Origin of the sequence: Vibrio azureus, from assembly GCF_002849855.1 — a bacterium.
Lineage (GTDB): Bacteria > Pseudomonadota > Gammaproteobacteria > Enterobacterales > Vibrionaceae > Vibrio > Vibrio azureus.
Genome location: NZ_CP018616.1, coordinates 665829 through 683150 on the forward strand (window position 1 = coordinate 665829; position 17322 = coordinate 683150).

17 protein-coding genes are annotated in these 17322 nt (G+C 43.9%); 14 read left to right on the plus strand and 3 right to left on the minus strand.

The genetic code is table 11. The features are described 5' to 3' along the window. Positions 1-697: 697 nt before the first annotated feature. Positions 698-1000 (plus strand): DUF3622 domain-containing protein, encoded by a 303-nt coding sequence (locus BS333_RS03160; protein WP_021709213.1) that lies wholly within the window; start codon positions 698-700, stop codon positions 998-1000. A gap of 179 nt (positions 1001-1179) precedes the next feature. Here the strand turns inward: BS333_RS03160 and BS333_RS03165 are convergent, their stop codons facing one another. Further along, positions 1180-2250: a succinylglutamate desuccinylase/aspartoacylase family protein gene (locus BS333_RS03165; RefSeq protein ID WP_021709212.1), complete on the minus strand. Its 1071-nt coding sequence runs from the start codon at positions 2248-2250 to the stop codon at positions 1180-1182. Positions 2251-2595: 345 nt separating this feature from the next. Here BS333_RS03165 and BS333_RS03170 point away from each other — a divergent pair, with 345 nt between their 5' ends. After that, positions 2596-3135, plus strand: coding sequence for a DUF3332 family protein (locus BS333_RS03170; RefSeq protein WP_021709211.1), 540 nt, complete (start codon positions 2596-2598; stop codon positions 3133-3135). A 90-nt stretch (positions 3136-3225) separates the two neighbouring features. On the opposite strand, the gene BS333_RS03175 is transcribed toward BS333_RS03170, so the two are convergent. Further along, positions 3226-4698, minus strand: coding sequence for an aminoacyl-histidine dipeptidase (locus BS333_RS03175; protein ID WP_021709210.1), 1473 nt, complete (start codon positions 4696-4698; stop codon positions 3226-3228). Positions 4699-5336: 638 nt separating this feature from the next. After that, positions 5337-5468: a hypothetical protein gene (locus BS333_RS22480; RefSeq protein ID WP_255209434.1), complete on the minus strand. Its 132-nt coding sequence runs from the start codon at positions 5466-5468 to the stop codon at positions 5337-5339. Between the two features lie 460 nt (positions 5469-5928). Here BS333_RS22480 and BS333_RS03180 point away from each other — a divergent pair, with 460 nt between their 5' ends. From BS333_RS03180 to nusB, 12 genes are all read left to right on the plus strand, one after another. Further along, positions 5929-7218, plus strand: a complete 1290-nt coding sequence (locus BS333_RS03180; RefSeq protein WP_021709209.1) for an NCS2 family permease — start codon at positions 5929-5931, stop codon at positions 7216-7218. Positions 7219-7496: 278 nt separating this feature from the next. After that, positions 7497-7961, plus strand: coding sequence for a xanthine phosphoribosyltransferase (gene gpt / locus BS333_RS03185; RefSeq protein ID WP_021709208.1), 465 nt, complete (start codon positions 7497-7499; stop codon positions 7959-7961). A 91-nt stretch (positions 7962-8052) separates the two neighbouring features. Next, entirely contained in the window at positions 8053-9300 is a 1248-nt protein-coding gene (frsA, locus tag BS333_RS03190; RefSeq protein ID WP_021709207.1) for an esterase FrsA, read from the plus strand. A gap of 276 nt (positions 9301-9576) precedes the next feature. Next, complete coding sequence (gene crl / locus BS333_RS03195; protein WP_021709206.1) at positions 9577-9969, plus strand: sigma factor-binding protein Crl; 393 nt, start codon at positions 9577-9579, stop codon at positions 9967-9969. A gap of 127 nt (positions 9970-10096) precedes the next feature. Next, positions 10097-11236: a glutamate 5-kinase gene (proB, locus tag BS333_RS03200; protein ID WP_021709205.1), complete on the plus strand. Its 1140-nt coding sequence runs from the start codon at positions 10097-10099 to the stop codon at positions 11234-11236. A 17-nt stretch (positions 11237-11253) separates the two neighbouring features. Continuing rightward, positions 11254-12501 carry a glutamate-5-semialdehyde dehydrogenase gene (locus tag BS333_RS03205; protein ID WP_021709204.1) on the plus strand — a complete coding sequence of 416 codons (1248 nt, stop codon included), beginning with the start codon at positions 11254-11256 and terminating at the stop codon, positions 12499-12501. A gap of 207 nt (positions 12502-12708) precedes the next feature. Beyond that, positions 12709-13158 carry a transcriptional regulator NrdR gene (gene nrdR, locus BS333_RS03210; protein ID WP_021709203.1) on the plus strand — a complete coding sequence of 150 codons (450 nt, stop codon included), beginning with the start codon at positions 12709-12711 and terminating at the stop codon, positions 13156-13158. Between the two features lie 21 nt (positions 13159-13179). Then, positions 13180-14334 (plus strand): bifunctional diaminohydroxyphosphoribosylaminopyrimidine deaminase/5-amino-6-(5-phosphoribosylamino)uracil reductase RibD, encoded by a 1155-nt coding sequence (gene ribD, locus BS333_RS03215; protein WP_021709202.1) that lies wholly within the window; start codon positions 13180-13182, stop codon positions 14332-14334. Beyond that, positions 14316-14969, plus strand: a complete 654-nt coding sequence (locus BS333_RS03220) for a riboflavin synthase (RefSeq protein WP_021709201.1) — start codon at positions 14316-14318, stop codon at positions 14967-14969. The genes ribD and BS333_RS03220 overlap by 19 nt, the downstream gene beginning before the upstream one ends. A 104-nt stretch (positions 14970-15073) precedes the next feature. Beyond that, a complete protein-coding gene (ribBA, locus tag BS333_RS03225; RefSeq protein WP_021709200.1) occupies positions 15074-16183 on the plus strand; it encodes a bifunctional 3,4-dihydroxy-2-butanone-4-phosphate synthase/GTP cyclohydrolase II in 1110 nt (369 codons plus the stop codon). Positions 16184-16338: 155 nt separating this feature from the next. Further along, on the plus strand, positions 16339-16809 hold the full coding sequence (ribH, locus tag BS333_RS03230; protein WP_021709199.1) for a 6,7-dimethyl-8-ribityllumazine synthase: 471 nt from the start codon (positions 16339-16341) through the stop codon (positions 16807-16809). Further along, complete coding sequence (gene nusB / locus BS333_RS03235) at positions 16809-17276, plus strand: transcription antitermination factor NusB (protein ID WP_021709198.1); 468 nt, start codon at positions 16809-16811, stop codon at positions 17274-17276. The genes ribH and nusB overlap by 1 nt, the downstream gene beginning before the upstream one ends. Positions 17277-17322: the final 46 nt, after the last annotated feature.

A 17322-nucleotide genomic window follows, 5' to 3' on the forward strand; every position in this document is an offset into this window, starting at 1 on the left:
AGGACCCTAGGACCTAGGACCTAGATTCGCGCGCGTTGTTTGTTTTGTGGACTGGATTAGAGCTTAGGGATGTGGCTTGAATACGGAATACAGAGCGCTTCGCTTAGAGGGAAGGTCCTAGGATCTAGGACCCTAGGACCCTAGGACCTAGATTCGTGCGCGCTGTTTGTTTTGTGGACCGGATTAGAGTTTAGGGATGTGGCTTGAATACAGAGCGCTTCGCTTAGGGGAAGGCCCTAAAACCTAGGACCCTAGGATCCTAGGCCTTAGGACCTAGATTCGCGCGCGCTGTTTGTTTTGTGGACTGGATTAGAGCTTGGGGATGTGGCTTGAATACGGAATACAGAGCGCTTCGCTTAGAGGGAAGGTCCTAAAACCTAGGATCTAGGACCCTAGGACCTAGATTCGCGCGCGCTGTTTGCTTTGTGGACTGGATTAGAGCTTGGGGATGTGGCTGGATACGGAATACAGAGCGCTTCGCTTAGGAAGAAGGCCCTAGGACCCTAAAACCTAGGATCTAGGACCCTAGGAACTAGGACCTAAATAAAAAACTTGCAGCGTTTCGATTACTTTTGTGCTCTAATACCGCGCTTAACAAGGGATGGTCTTGAGCAACTCAGCATCGATGGAGTGAATCACGTTGACCGAATCCCTAATACAAGGTCAGCAGGCCCTAAATCCCTTAGGAATAAAGAACATGTCTAAAAATCCAAAATTTGCTATTCGAGTCACTGAAAAACGTAATGGTTGGAGCGCTGAGATCACTCGCCAAGTGACGTCACGTAAAACGGTCGTTTCAAAGCGTGAAACGGGTTTTGAGAGTGAAGAGAAAGCACAAGCTTGGGCTGAAAAAGAACTGGCGGGTTTCATTGAAAACCAAGTTGTTCGTAACGAACGTAAAGCAGTTCAACGTCAAGAGCGTGAAGCAGAGCAACTAGCGGCGAAATTACGTAAACAAGTGGAACGTAAAGCTCGCGAAGCAGAAGCGGATGACGAGTAATCGAGGTCTTGCTCGGAGTTAGCGAGCAGTAATGACGAAAGGCAGCAAGGGGTTCCTTAAGCTGCCTTTTTTGTATCTATACCTTTGTATCTCTTGCCAACGATTCGCGGCAAACGTGAGCTCGAAAATGAGTTCAAAAGATCATTTGCTAATAAGTCTGTTTCTCTTTAGAAACTGAATTACGGAGTGACTTCGAGAGGGATTTGGCCCGTTGTGACCTGCTCAATATCCAGCTCAGTCAGCTCTTCGATGTAACTTTCTACCGTTTGTTCGACCATTTCATCATCTTGTTTGAAGTAAGCAAGGTGAAAAATAGCATCCCCTTCATTGACGAGTGGTAACGTTTGTTGGCCAATCACAATACCACCTTTGGGGGCAAGCAGCTCAACTTCATCATGACCGAGTGGAGAGCTGATGTAAGCGAGAGTTTCGCCTTCTTCAACTTTATCACCCAGGTTTACCACAGTTCGTAAAATGCCGTTACCGGGTGCACGAACCCAACTGGTCGATTTTGCGATGATCGGTGTTGGTAGTTTTTTACGGCTGGCGCGAAGCATGCCAATCGCTTGCATCACACGTTGAACGCCTAATACCCCTGCGCTAATTGAGAGTGGATCAAAACGCAAAGCTTCACCCGCTTCGTAGGTAAGGACAGGGATATCACATTTTTCTGCCTCACTGCGCAGCGAGCCATCCCGCAGGGCGGAATCGACAATCACAGGGGTCGCAAAGGCTTTGGCAATACGTAACGTTTCTGGATTGCTTAAGTTAGCGCGAATCTGTGGCAAGTTGGTACGGTGAATTGCGCCAGTATGTAAATCTAGAATGTAGTCACAGCGTTTAGCTATATTATTGAAGAAGCCATGCGCCATGCGAGAAGCTAAAGCACCTTTCTCACTACCAGGAAAACAGCGGTTAAGATCGCGACGATCGGGTAGGTAGCGAGACTTATGAATAAAACCAAAAACGTTAACGATAGGTACAGCAATCACTGTCCCTTTGAGTTTTTTAGGGTCTAAAAGGTTGATCATTTGGCGTACGACTTCAACACCATTGAGCTCATCACCATGGATGGCTGCATTGATCATTAATACCGGACCTGCTTGCTCTCCATGAATCACTTCTACAGGAATAGAAAGTGGTGAATGGGTGTAAAGTTGTGCTGCTTCAAACTCGGTTTCTAAACGCTGTCCTGGTTGGATTTGATGTCCGAGTAACTCAAACACTTTGCTTTTTTTACTTCTGGCCATAACACATCTCTGTTAAATAAAATCGTTCAATTTAAGTACCAACAATGTAGCAATAGCCATTCAATCGGACTAATCATTCTTCTTACTGTGACGAACAATATTTTTTATCGAGCTGGTCAATTTTTGGCCAATGATGGCTAGTTTGTAGCAAGAATGGGGTTGTTTTTGTAATAAATAAATAGAATTTCTCAGTTTTGATGGTGAATGCATATATAGCATGAATGGTTGCCGATTTTTATTAAAAACAACGTTTTTTATTTTTTAGATTTTGACTTTTAACTCTGGTTTATATTGAGTAAGATGCGCCGAATTTTTGACCCTAGGTTATGCAAATGAGAGGCTCTAATGAATAAGGTAATGGCTAAAGTTGGCGTGTTGACTGCTGCAACGGTTGCACTGTCTGGCTGCGTTGGTAGTAATGCTGTCACAGGTTATGTGATGCAAGTGAACCTAAAAGCGGTAGATAATCGTTACGCTCGTGGTGGACTTAACATGCTGATGGCACCTATCTATGGTGTCGCTATTGCAGCTGATTACATCGTGTTTAACTCTCTTGAGTTCTGGACGGGGAAAAACCCAATCAATGGTAAACCTCATATCTTTGATACCAAGATGGATACTTACCTTGATATTAACCACAAGTTGGATAAATCTCTGACCACGGCTCCAGTTGGCCCTATTACAAATAACCGTATTATTGAAAAAGGCCAGATGCATCAGATTGATGAAAGCACGGTGATGATGGACATTACTTACAACAATGGCGATAAAGCGACATTGATGGGTGTGCGTGAAGGTGAATTTGTGACTTATTACATTGATGGTGAAGTGGTTGCACAAACATCGATAGATGAGTTAATGGCTTATAGCCAAAACCGAGTATAAATTCTGACTCAAACAAGAAAGGGGCACAGACAGTGCCCCTTGTGTTTTAGCGTTCGTTTTAGCTTTCTCGCCATTAGGCTATTTTGCTAATTAGGCTTTTTCAGGGATAGCTTCTAGTAGAGCAACCATTTGATCCCAGAAAAGTTGAACAGTATCAATTTTCACTTTTTCATCTGGTGAATGAGGGAATTTAATGGTTGGTCCAAAAGAGACCATATCCATATTTGGGTAAGGTTCTTTAAATAAGCCACATTCAAGGCCCGCATGGATCACCATAATGTTTGGCTTGTGGCCGTAAATGCCTTCATACATATCACGGAAGATCGCCATGATCTCTGAATCCGCATCAGGTTTCCAGCCCGGATAAGCACCAGAAAACTCAATGCTTGCACCTGCTAGCTCTGCTACTGAATGAAGCATGCTTTCTACTTGACTACGGCCAGAATCAATCAATGAACGAACAAGGCACAGGACTGTGACTTTGTTTTCTTCCGTGGTAATCACACCTACATTGAGCGATGTTTCAACCACGCCTTCTATTTCGTCACTCATGCGCATCACACCATTTGGACAAGCATTGAGTGCGGCAATGAAGCGTTGTTGATCGGCTACTGCAAACACCTTCGCATCGGTAGTCATTGCTTCGTTGAAGGTGACAATGTTGGTTTCTACTTTACCAAGTTCTGCCGTTAAAAGTGCTGTGTAGTTTTGGAACAGCTCGGCTAATTTAGCTTGATTTTCTTGTGGAAGAGCAACAGTAACAAATGCTTCACGCGGTATAGCATTACGCAGGCTACCACCACGGAATTCGATAAGACGCAGATCTAATTCTTGGGCATGTCCAGCTAAGAAACGACCAATCAGCTTATTTGCGTTTCCACGGCCCGTATGGATGTCACATCCTGAGTGACCGCCTTTTAAACCTTTTAGAGTGAGTTGACGAGTAACAAAACCTGCAGGAAGTGAATCGCGAGTAATATCGAATGTCATTTCACCATCGATACCACCAGCACAACCCATGTAGACTTCACCTTCTTGCTCGGAATCGGTATTCAGAAGTATGTCGCCTTCTAACCAGCCTGGTTCCAGACCAAATGCACCTGTCATACCCGCTTCTTCGTCAATCGTTAGCAAGACTTCAATTGGGCCGTGTTTGATGTCATTAGAAGCAAGTACAGCAAGACAAGATGCCATACCCATGCCGTTGTCGGCACCTAACGTGGTTCCTTTTGCTGTTACCCATTCACCATCGATGTAAGGTTGAATTGGGTCTTTGGTAAAATCGTGATCCGTATCTTCATTTTTTTGCGGCACCATATCGATGTGCGCTTGAAGTACAACGCCTTTTTTATTTTCCATGCCTGGCGTTGCTGGTTTTTTAATGAATACGTTGCCCGTAGGGTCACGTCGTACATCAAAACCTTGTTCCGTTGCCCAGTTAACGATGTACTGTGCAAGCGCTTCTTCATGCTTTGATGGGTGAGGAATAGAACAGATTTTATCGAAGAACTGCCAAAGGGGAGTTGGGGATAACGCACTGATCTCAGAATGGAATTCAGACACAGAAGACTCCTTTTTATGTGTTTTGCCAAATGCAATCCCTAGTCATTATGGGGATATCAGCATTAAATGCGGCGAATTTTACGCTTTAGATGACATCCAGCATACCATTAGTTGGTCTTGGCGAGTAGTCGTTGCTCTAAGCGAATAGCTTTGTCAAAAAGTGATTGTCAACTAAATGAGCTTAATGTCAATAATGGTAATTTATAGTGAAACAAGAAATGTCAATTAAGATCTGGTTGCATATGGCTTGTGTAGTTTTATTACAGCTATGAGGGTGGGGTTAGTCAGTTTTTGATTTATTTTTGTGATTTAAGTCACTTTATCTTGTAAATAAATTTCCTAATGTTATATTGATAACACACTTTATGATGATGAAATGATTAAAGTAACAAATGCTCAAAGGATGAGTCCGTTTATCGCCTCCAAGGAACCGAGAAATCAACCCAATTAACACAATGAATTGATTTAAAGGTGATGTTTATGAAAGGTTTACCAAGTGCAATGTTCTGGAATTACGATTCAATTTTTACCAGTAACTTTGCTTACCCAACAAGCTTTGGTTACTAATTGAAGTCAAAGCATGTGACTTGAACAGATTGTTCACCCCATAAATTGGAATTTCTAATCAGTTTCTACTGCTAGTCAGTTTCTGCTGAAATAATTCGCCGCCACTCATCGTTGAGTGGCGTTTTTTTATCTATCTTATTCTTAATACTGCTATCTTTTTCAACATTTCTATCTTTCCTCAATGCTCTAATTTTTATACTCATACTCTATTTCCATGTTGTCTGACGTAAGATTTTAGCTTGGTGAAGCGCCTGAAAAAGACGTTTCGTTGAGTTCAGCATCTGAGGTGATTTGGGGATATCCCCCCTTAATTATCTTGCTAAAGTCGTGATATTGCAGATGTTTAGAAAGAATAATAAGGCAGTTTATTAAAGCTCTCTTTTGTACAGGAACTGATAGCATAATAGGCTGTTTTGGGTTTGAAAGTTTAAAACATTGATTGTTTTTCACTCATGGGGCTATGTTGGTGTTTTTGTTATTAGTTGTTGTTAATTAAAGGGATTTTTATTTATATCTTTTCTTTTTTCTTGTTTGTCAATCTTATTTGAGGAAAAAATCTAGCTTAGATAAAAATTCTATCTGGAATTTGTGATTTGATAACTTTATAATTGCGGCCAATCGATTACGCAACCGTTTAATTTTTACCTTTTACAGGATTCGAACATGCTCGAAAGGCTTTTTAAACTTAGTGAGAATGGCACCAATGTGCGCACTGAGATCATCGCAGGTATTACTACCTTCCTAACTATGGCTTACATTATTTTTGTAAACCCAGCCATCCTTGCTGACACGGGTATGGATCGCGGTGCCGTTTTTGTTGCGACCTGTCTTGCTGCGGCTATTGGCTGTTTTATCATGGGGCTCGTCGCTAATTACCCAATTGCTCAAGCGCCGGGTATGGGGTTGAATGCTTTCTTTACCTATTCGGTTGTATTAGGCATGGGCTATACATGGCAAGTTGCATTGGCGGCTGTTTTTGTGTCTGGTGTCCTATTTATCTTTCTGAGTGTGTTCAAAATTCGTGAGTGGATCATTAATTCGATCCCACTTTCTTTGCGTACTGGTATCACAGCAGGTATCGGCCTATTTCTTGCCTTTATTGCTCTTAAAAATGCTGGCGTGGTTGTCGATAACCCAGCGACCCTAGTTTCAATGGGCAATATCACTTCACTGCAATCTGTCCTTGCTGCGCTGGGCTTTTTCTTGACGATTGCTTTAGTTCATCGCGGTGTGAAAGGGGCGGTGATGATCGCTATCCTAGCGGTGACGATTCTGGCGCTTATTTTTGGTGACGTACAGTGGGCTGGAGTGATGTCAATGCCGCCAAGCATTGCGCCAACTTTCATGCAATTAGACTTTTCTGGTCTCTTTGAAGTGGGGATGATTTCGGTTGTATTTGCTTTCTTATTCGTCGATTTATTTGATACTGCAGGTACGTTGGTTGGCGTCTCACAAAAAGCAGGCCTGACGGATGAGAAAGGCAATATTCCTCGTTTGAATAAAGCACTTCTTGCTGACTCAACGGCAACTTCTGTCGGTGCAGTACTAGGGACGTCAAACACCACTTCTTATATCGAAAGCGTTTCTGGTGTGGCTGCTGGTGGTCGAACGGGTCTTACTGCGGTTGTTGTTGGCGTTCTCTTCTTACTGGCGCTACTGTTTTCTCCTCTTGCGGGTATGATTCCAGCTTATGCGACATCAGGTGCATTATTCTACGTTGCTATTTTGATGTTATCGGGCCTCGTTTCTGTCGATTGGCGTGATCTCACTGAAGCGGCTCCAGTGGTCGTCACTTGTTTGGTCATGCCACTGACTTTCTCGATTGCAGAAGGTATCTCTTTAGGCTTTATCGCTTATGCTGCGATTAAACTGTTAAGTGGTAAAGGGCGTGATGTTTCGCTAAGTGTTTGGCTAATGGCCGCTATCTTTATTATTAAGTACATCTTTGGTTAATTTGAAATTAATAATCGATGTGAGTGAAGGCTTACATCGGTTTTGTTTTTTGGATTTGTGTGATTTATCCAGCAATTTAGCTTCTTTTATTTGATGGCTATGTAACTGTGAGAGGCAAAGTGCTTGAACTTTGATATCAACCAGCAGTTTCGGTACAATCGCTGGCTAAGCAGCTCTAAATTCCAGTCTCCTCAATGAGTAACAAAATGGTCCACTGCGTATTTGCATGGTCATTTTGGTGTGAGGAGGTGAATACTTGAAATTATTAGGTTATTAAAATGAGTCAGAAATTCATTATCACTTGGGACGCGATGCAGACTTACTGCCGTGAATTGGCTGAAAAACAAATGCCAGCTGAGCAATGGAAAGGCATTTGGGCTGTGAGCCGAGGTGGTCTAGTTCCTGGAGCGATATTAGCACGTGAACTTGGCATTCGTTACGTCGATACTATCTGTATCTCTAGCTACGACCATGATCACCAGCGTGATATGAGCGTATTAAAAGCACCAGAAGGTGATGGTGAAGGTTACTTGATCATTGAAGACCTTGTTGATAGCGGCGACACGGCGCGTAAATTGCGTGAGATGTACCCGAAAGCAAAACTTATCGCGGTATGTGCTAAACCATCGGGTAAAGAGCTTCTGGATGACTACGTGGTCGATATTGCTCAAGAAACATGGATTGAGCAACCTTGGGACATGTCGATTCAGTATGTCGAGCCAGTAAATCGCAAGCGAAAATAAGTTTGCACAAAAAATCTTGAGAAATACCCCGTTATCGGGGTATTTTTTTTATTATTATTATCGCTATTGCTACTTGCCTGGAATCCTCCTTATGTCAGAAGACACCAGTAAAAACCTTTCCGAAACTTTGTTTGTCAAACACAAGCAAGCGAAAGAGACGTCAGCGTTGACCCGATATATGCCAACCAGCCAAAAGCTCTTGGATGAAAGAGGCGAGTTTGAACAAGGCGCTTGGTATCGCCACTTAAGGCGTCTTCAATGGGTATGGCAAGGAATATGTCCGATTGAAATGGACGAGGTACTGTCAAAAATTTCTTCTTCGCAGAACTCTCGTACTCAGGATAATTGGTTAGATACTGTGATGGGCTATCACAGTGGTAATTGGGCCTTTGAGTGGATAAAGCTCGGCATGGAGCATCAACGCAGAGCGCAAGACATGGCAGCAGAACAAGCGGCAGATGAGCTGTTTAATGCTTCTTTATGTTTTAGTATTGCTGGTTATCCTCACCTTAAAGGTGACAATCTTGCTCACCAAGCGCAATTGTTAGCGAACAAGGCCTATGTGCAAGGCTCAGAAAAGACGCGGTATACGATTAAACAAATTGAAGTGCCTTTTCAAAAGCATAAGATTATCGTGAATTTACATTTGCCTCGTACCGATAAGCAATTACCGGTGGTGATGGTGAGTGGTGGGCTAGATAGCTTACAAACCGATATGTGGCGTTTGTTTCGAAACCACCTTGCTCCGAAAGACATCGCAATGCTTACGATAGATATGCCTTCGGTAGGTCACAGTAATCATTGGCCACTGACGGAAGATTCTAGCTGTTTGCATCAGGCCATTTTGCATGAATTGTTTTCTTTGCCGTGGGTGGATCACCATCGAGTCGGTCTGCTTGGTTTTCGCTTTGGTGGTAATGCGATGATCCGCCTTTCATTTTTGGAACAAGATAAAATTAAAGCGTGTGTGGCGCTTGGCGCTCCGGTTCACGATATCTTCTCCTCGCCTAAAAAATTACAAGAAATGCCCAAAATGTACTTGGATTTGCTCGCTTCGCGTTTAGGTAAAGGGCCTGTTGATATTCGTAGCTTAGCTGGGCAAATGATGGCTTGGTCGCTAAAAGTACAAGGTTTTCTAACCAGCCGTAAAACAAAAGTGCCTATCTTAGCGCTGAGTTTAGAAGGAGATCCTGTATCGCCATTGAGTGATAACAAGCTGGTTGCGCTTTTTAGCCAATATGGTCAGGCAAAGAAAATTTGTTCCAAAACAATTACAAAAGGTTATGAGCAATCCCTCGATTTGGCGATAAAGTGGTTGGAGGACGAATTATTAAGATGACAAACGGTTTAATCTAGTCAAGACTTATAAAGGGCATGTGGAAGTGCACACATACGCTCAACACCATCTCGCTGAACAGGCATAGTGTTGTTGCTTGTATGGATTATAAGTCTTGGGTCGATGGCGATTTCGTTGCCATATTACCTCTGCAGCACTCAACATTTAGGCTCATTATTAGATATGATGAGCCAATCCCATCCCTTTAATGCACTTTAATAGAAAAATAATTATTACCTTTGATAACGAATTAGACTTGCTATAGAAATGGAGATTCTTATGCCTGCGACAACTCAGGGACCGACTCATTTTCGTCTTATGTCAAAACTAAAAGCGGTGGGGCCGTATTTACGTGAACCTCAGTCGCAAGAAGGCCATTATTACTTCGATTGTTTATCCGTTTGTGTCGATGACAAGAAATCACCAGAAAAACGGGAGTTCTGGGGATGGTGGATGGATCTTGAGGCCCGTGAAGAAGGTGGCTTTACTGCCAAATATCATATCGGGAAATACAACAAAGATGGTGTTTGGATGCCAGACCCGTTACCAGAAAACGTTATTAACGAAGTCTACGGGACACAAAGTACCTTCCATAAAAAACTGATCGATACACTTGAAAAGCACTTCAAACTTACTGTGGACTATCATACAGAGTCGTTTGAGTTCGCTTAATGAACTAGGCTTGGTACAACCTCAGATACAAAAAAGGTACGTTTTTCGTGCCTTTTCTGCTTGTTAAATCCCCGTTTGATTGATAAAACATCCAATCTATTATTTGTTTTTCATATCAGAAGACACCATGACAATGAATCAACAGAATTCAAGCATTGCGCAATCACAGACTGTGGTTGTGAAATTGGGTACAAGTGTGCTTACCGGTGGCACGTTGGCGTTAGATCGAGCACATATGGTCGAGTTAGCCCGTCAATGTGCAGAGCTAAAAAAACAAGGTCATCGAGTGGTAATGGTTTCCTCAGGTGCCATTGCTGCAGGCCGAGAACACCTTGGTTACCCCGCATTGCCCAATGCCATGGCGAGCAAGCAATTGTTGGCGGCTGTTGGGCAGAGTCGCTTGATTCAAACATGGGAGTCGCTGTTTGATATCTATGGCATCAAAATCGGTCAAATGCTGCTGACCCGAGCTGACCTTGACGATCGTGAGCGCTTTCTCAATGCTCGAGACACCATTAATGCACTGGTTGAAAACGATATCATTCCAATCGTCAATGAAAACGATGCGGTGGCGACAACAGAGATTAAAGTCGGTGACAATGATAATTTATCCGCATTAGTTGGAATCTTATGTGGGGCGAATAAGTTACTGCTGTTAACGGACCAAAAAGGCCTTTTTACCGCTGACCCTCGTAAAGACCCTAACGCTGAATTGATCAAAGAAGTCAAAACCATTGATGACACGTTACGCAAAATCGCGGGTGGCAGTGGAACAACGTTAGGAACTGGCGGGATGGCGACTAAGCTGCAAGCCGCAGACATCGCTCGTCGTGCTGGTATTGAAGTTATCATCGCCGCAGGCAGTGCCCCGAACGTTATTTTCGATTCTTTGAGTACTGAGCCACAAGGTACGCGATTCTTACCCTGTGAAGAAGCGTTAGAAAACCGTAAACGTTGGATTTTGGCAGGCCCTGCAGCAGCGGGCGATATTGTTATCGATGAGGGTGCGGTTAAAGCGGTGGTTGGCAAGGGCAGTAGTCTACTGGCAAAAGGAGTGCTGCAAGTGAGAGGCGATTTCTCTCGCGGAGAAGTGGCACGAGTAACCAATCTCGCTGGACAATTAGTCGCCCGTGGTATTAGCGCTTATTCCAGTACCGACCTTGCCAGCATTGCGGGTAAACACAGTAAAGATATTATTACTATTTTGGGCCATGACTACGGTTCAGAAGTGATTCATCGTGATGACCTTGTCGTCATTCAAGAATAATCATCGAGGGAAGTAAAGTGGATTTAACCAATATGGGAAAAGCGGCAAAAGAAGCGGCTTTTCAACTTGCGACTGCATCAACAGCTCAAAAGAATCAAGCACTGGCTGTTATTGCTGATGAATTGGAAGCTAATGTTGATGTTATTTTGGCAGCGAATGCAAAAGACATCGAACTTGCTCGTGAGGCAGGGCTGACGGAAGCTTTGATCGATCGCCTATTGCTTAACGAAGAGCGTTTGGCTGGTATTGCTAATGATGTGCGTAATGTGATTAGCCTCAATGATCCAGTTGGCAGCGAGATAGACAGCAAAGTCCTAGAAAATGGGATGTCTTTGTCTCGTCGTCGTGTTCCTCTCGGGGTGGTCGGTGTGATTTACGAAGCACGCCCTAATGTGACCATTGATATTGCCGCTTTGTGTCTAAAAACAGGCAATGCCAGCATTCTACGTGGCGGTAAAGAGACATTTTTCTCCAATATGGAGCTGGTTAAAGTGATTCAATCGGCGCTGGCGAAAGCAAATCTGCCAGCCGCATCGGTACAATATATAGAAAAACCAGAGCGTGAGTGGGTATCTCAACTATTAAAGTTGGATGAGTACGTTGATATGATCATTCCACGTGGTGGAGCGGGTTTACATAAAATGTGCCAAGAAAATAGCACTATCCCTGTGATCATCGGGGGGTTTGGTATCAGTCATATTTTCATTGATGAATCGGCGGATCTTGAACGAGCACTGGATGTTGTCGAAAACGCTAAAGTGCAACGTCCATCGGCTTGTAACGCACTGGATACTCTTTTGGTTCATGAAGAAGTCGCGGCCCCTTTCTTATCGATGCTGGTGGATCGTTTGCAAGATAAAGTCACTTTTGTGGCAGAGCCTAACGCAAAAAAATGGATGGATACTTGTCAAATTCGTGATGCGGAAGAGGGCGACTTTGATACGGAATGGCTCAGTTATACACTCGGTGTGAAAATCGTGCCTGATGTCAAAACAGCGATTGAGCATATGCGAGTGCATAATGCCAGCCACTCCGATGCCATCATGACTAACAGCTTGGTAAATGCTGAATTATTTATTAACTCTGTGGGTTCTGCTGCGGTGTATGTGAATGCTTCGACACGCTTTACCGATGGCGCCCAATTTGGTTTAGGTGCTGAAGTCGCAGTGTCTACGCAAAAACTTCATGCCCGTGGACCAATGGGACTTGAAGAACTGACCAGTTATAAATGGGTTGGAAAAGCAGACTATTTGATCCGTTCATAATATTGGGTTGGGTGATCTCAACACCTTTTTGGACCCGCGAGATAACAGCCCATTAATTGCTGAAAAATACACCACTAAAGTCAGCGATCAATCAAATTAACCTGAAAGGGGCAGAGATGTCCCTTTTTGTTTTCTCTCACATTACAATTCCGCTACACTAGTCTCTGCTTTTGAACTGAATCCAATTGCACTTTATTTGGAGGTGATATGCATTGTCCTTTTTGTTCAGAGAACGATACAAAAGTGATTGATTCTCGATTAGTCGCAGACGGACATCAGGTGCGTCGCCGACGTCAATGTCTTGCATGTAACGAACGTTTTACTACGTTTGAAACGGCTGAGCTGGTGATGCCGAAGGTGATTAAATCCAATGGTAATCGTGAGCCGTTTAATGAAGATAAAATGGTTGGCGGTGTTCAGCGTGCCCTAGAAAAACGTCCAGTCAGCGCAGATGCGATTGAATTGGCGATCAGTATGATTAAATCGAAACTGCGTGCAACAGGTGAACGTGAAGTATCCAGTGAAATGATTGGCAACCTTGTCATGGAACAACTGAGAGATTTGGACAAAGTGGCTTATATCCGCTTTGCTTCGGTCTATCGCAGTTTTGAAGATATACGTGAATTTGGCGAAGAAATTGCACGCCTTGAAGATTGATTAGCCTAAGATAAGTAGATTATGTCGCAAAATACGTCAGCCGTTGAGTTTACTCCTTTTGATATCAAGATGATGTCTCGTGCTCTGAAATTGGCACAACGTGGTATCTATACGACGGCACCCAATCCAAATGTGGGTTGCGTTATTGTTCGTGATGGCAAGATGGTTGGGGAAGGGTATCACCACCGTGCGGGTGAGCCCCATGCTGAAGTCCATGCACTCCGCATGGCCGGTGAGCTTGCAGAAGGCGCGACGGCTTATGTGACTCTCGAACCTTGTTCACATTACGGTAGAACCCCTCCTTGTGCGGAAGGCTTGATCAAAGCGAACGTTTCCCGAGTTGTGTGTGCGATGCAAGACCCTAACCCCCAAGTGGCGGGAAGAGGGATTCAAATGCTCAAAGAGGCCGGTATAGAGGTACAAGTCGGCTTGCTTGAAGGAGAAGCGTTGGCACTGAATCGTGGGTTTATTAAATTCATGAAAACAGGCATGCCATTTGTTCAATTGAAGATGGCGGCGAGTTTGGATGGTCAGAGTGCCTTACAAAACGGTCAAAGTCAGTGGATAACGTCTCCTATGGCTCGACAAGATGTTCAGCGCTACCGAGCGATGAGTGGGGCTATCTTGTCGACAAGCAAAACTGTCGTCGCAGATGATGCTTCACTTAATATTCGTTGGCAAGAGCTCCCAGCTAGTGTGCAAACTTGCTACCAGCAGAATGACGTTAGGCAGCCGCCGCGAGTGATCTTAGACCGACAAGGTCAGCTGCATCAGGATTTAGCGCTCTTTAAGACCGATGGTAAACGCATTATTGTTAGCCAAAAGGGCGAGGTTATTCCTCAACTGAATGAAGATGGACGCCTTGACTTAAATAAAACGCTTTTTACCCTAGCAAACCAGCATTCGTTACACCATTTATGGGTGGAAGCTGGGCCAACCCTCGCAAGTTCACTGATTCAAGCTAACCTTGTTGATGAGTTAGTGATCTACTTGGCACCCAAAATCATGGGCAGTGATGGCAGAGGCTTGCTTGGAGCACTGGGTTTGACCCATATGTCACAAGTGATTGACTTAGAAATTACGGATGTCAGGCAAGTTGGCAAAGATATCCGTATTACTGCTAGCTTAAAACACAACGAGAACGAAAAAGAAGCATTATGTTCACAGGAATTATAGAAGCCGTTGGCACGTTAGCGGCTGTTACCCCAAAGGGGCAAGATGTTACGGTTACGGTAGAAGTCGGCAAACTGGATATGTCCGATGTTAAGCTAGGTGACAGTATCGCCACTAATGGTGTTTGTTTAACTGTTGTAGAATTCGGTGATCATTATTACCGCGCGGATCTGTCACTAGAGACTCTCAACAAAACCGGATTTGCAGACTACCAAGTCGGCGATAAAGTTAATCTTGAGAAAGCGATGTTGCCGACAACGCGTTTTGGTGGGCATATTGTCTCAGGTCACGTCGATGGTGTTGGAACGATCGTTGAACGCAACCACGTTGGGCGAGCGATTGAGTTGTGGCTAGAAATGCCTGAAAACTTGAGTAAATACGTGGCAGAAAAAGGCTCGATAACCGTCGATGGCATCAGTTTAACGGTCAATGATCTGCGTAAAAACGGATTTAAACTGACGATCGTACCGCACACCAGTGAAGAGACGACGATCGACCAATTTCAGGTTGGGCGTCGAGTAAATTTAGAAGTAGATGTGCTCGCGCGTTATATGGAGCGTTTGCTACTCGGGCAGCAAGAAGCGTCACCGCAGTCCAAAATTACAATGGATTTTTTACAAAAAAACGGCTTTGCTTAAGCCGCTTTTTCTGTTGTTTACCATTTGCTGACCCCCATGGTTGATCACAAATGGCTTAAAGATGATGTCTGTATTTAAATAGTTGAAGAACGGAAGTAAACACTATGCCAATTAGTACGCCAAAAGAGATTATTGATGATATTCGCGCAGGTAAAATGGTTATCCTCATGGACGATGAAGATCGTGAAAATGAAGGCGATTTGATCATGGCTGCTGAGCACATTACCCCAGAATCAATCAACTTTATGGCGAAATATGGCCGAGGTTTAATCTGCCTGACCATGACTCAAGCTCGGTGCGCGCGATTAGGTTTACCGCCAATGGTGCAAGATAATAATGCCCAATACACGACGAACTTTACGGTTTCGATTGAGGCTGCCGAAGGTGTCACTACTGGGATCTCTGCAGCCGATAGAGCACATACTATTCAAGTCGCGGTTGCTGCAGAGGCAACGTCGTCTGATTTGGTTCAACCGGGACATATTTTTCCCTTGGCTGCGCAAGAAGGTGGAGTACTGACTCGCGCAGGACATACTGAAGCTGGATGTGATTTAGCCCGTTTGGCTGGTTTAGAACCCGCCTCTGTTATTGTTGAAATCCTTAATGATGATGGCACGATGGCGCGCCGTCCAGATCTCGAGGTTTTTGCCGAGCAACATGGCTTAAAACTGGGTACTATTGCCGACTTAATTGAATATCGTAACCATACTGAAACCACTATTGAGCGTGTTGCGCAATGTAAAATGCCAACAGAATATGGTGAGTTTACCCTTGTCACATATAAAGACACCATTGATAACCAAGTTCATTACGCTATGTGCCGAGGTGAATTAAAAGATCAAGCGCCTTTGGTTCGAGTCCACTTACAAGATGTATTTACCGATGTCTTGCGCGGTGAAAGGGATACTGAATGCCACTGGACGCTGAATAAAGCCATGCAACGTATTAGCCAAGAAGGCGGCGTTCTTGTGGTACTGAGCTACGAAGAGTCAACGGAACACTTGCTTCATCGCGTCAAAATGTTTGAAGCACAGGACAATAGTAAAGCGCCTAAGCCTGCTAGGCGATATGGCACGAGCCGTCGTGTTGGGGTTGGCTCACAAATCTTGGCAGATTTAGGTATTCGAGATATGCGTTTATTATCCTCGACAAACAAGAAGTACCATGCTCTTGGGGGATTTGGCCTCCATGTGGTTGAGTATGTGTGTGAATAGCTTCAACTCTTTTGGGTCTTAAAGAGTCATGATTCATCAAGATGAGTGAATAGAGAACTAATTTCCATAGATATTGCTCACAACATTGTGCTAGAATCCGTCGGTTCTCACTTGATGAACAATTTTCACTTAAAAATATAGTCAAAGGAAAGCTTATGAAAGTGATCGAGGGTAGCTTACCAGCGCCAAATGCAAAAATTGCTATCGTGATTTCTCGCTTCAACAGTTTTATTAACGAAAGTCTTCTTTCTGGTGCGATCGATACACTAAAGCGTCACGGACAAGTTAGCGAAGACAATATTACCGTTGTTCGTTGTCCTGGTGCGGTAGAGCTGCCTCTAGTGGCTCAGCGTGTTGCAAAAACCGGTAAATTCGATGCTATCGTTTCTCTTGGTTCTGTAATTCGTGGCGGCACGCCTCATTTTGACTATGTTTGTAGTGAGTGTAACAAAGGTCTTGCACAAGTTTCTCTGGAATACAGTCTTCCAGTAGCATTCGGTGTACTGACTGTTGATACGATCGATCAAGCGATTGAACGCGCAGGAACCAAGGCTGGTAATAAAGGTGCAGAGGCTGCACTAAGCGCACTTGAAATGATTAATGTACTATCTGAAATTGATTCCTAATGGGGGCCAGCGTGAAACCAGCCGCACGTCGTAATGCACGTCAATTCGCTCTACAAGCGATCTATTCATGGCAAATAACGAAAGAAAATGTTGCCGCGATCGAAGAACAGTTTTTATCTGGCGATAAATACGATGAAGAAGAACTTCATGCATCAGAGCCAGCACTTTCTGCTCCTGAAACTGACGTCGCTTATTTCCGTGAACTACTGAGCGGTGTCGTACTTAGCCACATGGAGTTAGACAGCAAGATTCGTCCATATGTGTCTCGCCCAATGCAAGACCTAGATATGATGGAACTGGCTTTGCTTCGTCTTGCTATGTATGAAATGACTCGTCGTGAAGATGTTCCTTTTAAAGTTGTGATCAACGAAGCGATTGAGCTTGCTAAAGTATTTGCAGCAGAAGACAGTCACAAATTTGTGAACGGTGTTCTGGATAAAGCGGCACCTCACGTTCGTAAGAGATAACGATTTCTTCCTTAAAAAGGTCAGCAATTGCTGACCTTTTTTGTAC

Bases quoted from the DNA above. Each gene is read 5' to 3' on its own strand.
- BS333_RS03160 (WP_021709213.1), top strand. From the start codon at position 698: ATGTCTAAAAATCCAAAATTTGCTATTCGAGTCACTGAAAAACGTAAT.
- BS333_RS03165 (WP_021709212.1), bottom strand. From the start codon at position 2,250: ATGGCCAGAAGTAAAAAAAGCAAAGTGTTTGAGTTACTCGGACATCAA.
- BS333_RS03170 (WP_021709211.1), top strand. From the start codon at position 2,596: ATGAATAAGGTAATGGCTAAAGTTGGCGTGTTGACTGCTGCAACGGTT.
- BS333_RS22480 (WP_255209434.1), bottom strand. From the start codon at position 5,468: ATGAGTATAAAAATTAGAGCATTGAGGAAAGATAGAAATGTTGAAAAA.
- BS333_RS03180 (WP_021709209.1), top strand. From the start codon at position 5,929: ATGCTCGAAAGGCTTTTTAAACTTAGTGAGAATGGCACCAATGTGCGC.
- gpt (WP_021709208.1), top strand. From the start codon at position 7,497: ATGAGTCAGAAATTCATTATCACTTGGGACGCGATGCAGACTTACTGC.
- frsA (WP_021709207.1), top strand. From the start codon at position 8,053: ATGTCAGAAGACACCAGTAAAAACCTTTCCGAAACTTTGTTTGTCAAA.
- crl (WP_021709206.1), top strand. From the start codon at position 9,577: ATGCCTGCGACAACTCAGGGACCGACTCATTTTCGTCTTATGTCAAAA.
- proB (WP_021709205.1), top strand. From the start codon at position 10,097: ATGACAATGAATCAACAGAATTCAAGCATTGCGCAATCACAGACTGTG.
- nrdR (WP_021709203.1), top strand. From the start codon at position 12,709: ATGCATTGTCCTTTTTGTTCAGAGAACGATACAAAAGTGATTGATTCT.
- ribD (WP_021709202.1), top strand. From the start codon at position 13,180: ATGTCGCAAAATACGTCAGCCGTTGAGTTTACTCCTTTTGATATCAAG.
- BS333_RS03220 (WP_021709201.1), top strand. From the start codon at position 14,316: ATGTTCACAGGAATTATAGAAGCCGTTGGCACGTTAGCGGCTGTTACC.
- ribBA (WP_021709200.1), top strand. From the start codon at position 15,074: ATGCCAATTAGTACGCCAAAAGAGATTATTGATGATATTCGCGCAGGT.
- ribH (WP_021709199.1), top strand. From the start codon at position 16,339: ATGAAAGTGATCGAGGGTAGCTTACCAGCGCCAAATGCAAAAATTGCT.
- nusB (WP_021709198.1), top strand. From the start codon at position 16,809: ATGGGGGCCAGCGTGAAACCAGCCGCACGTCGTAATGCACGTCAATTC.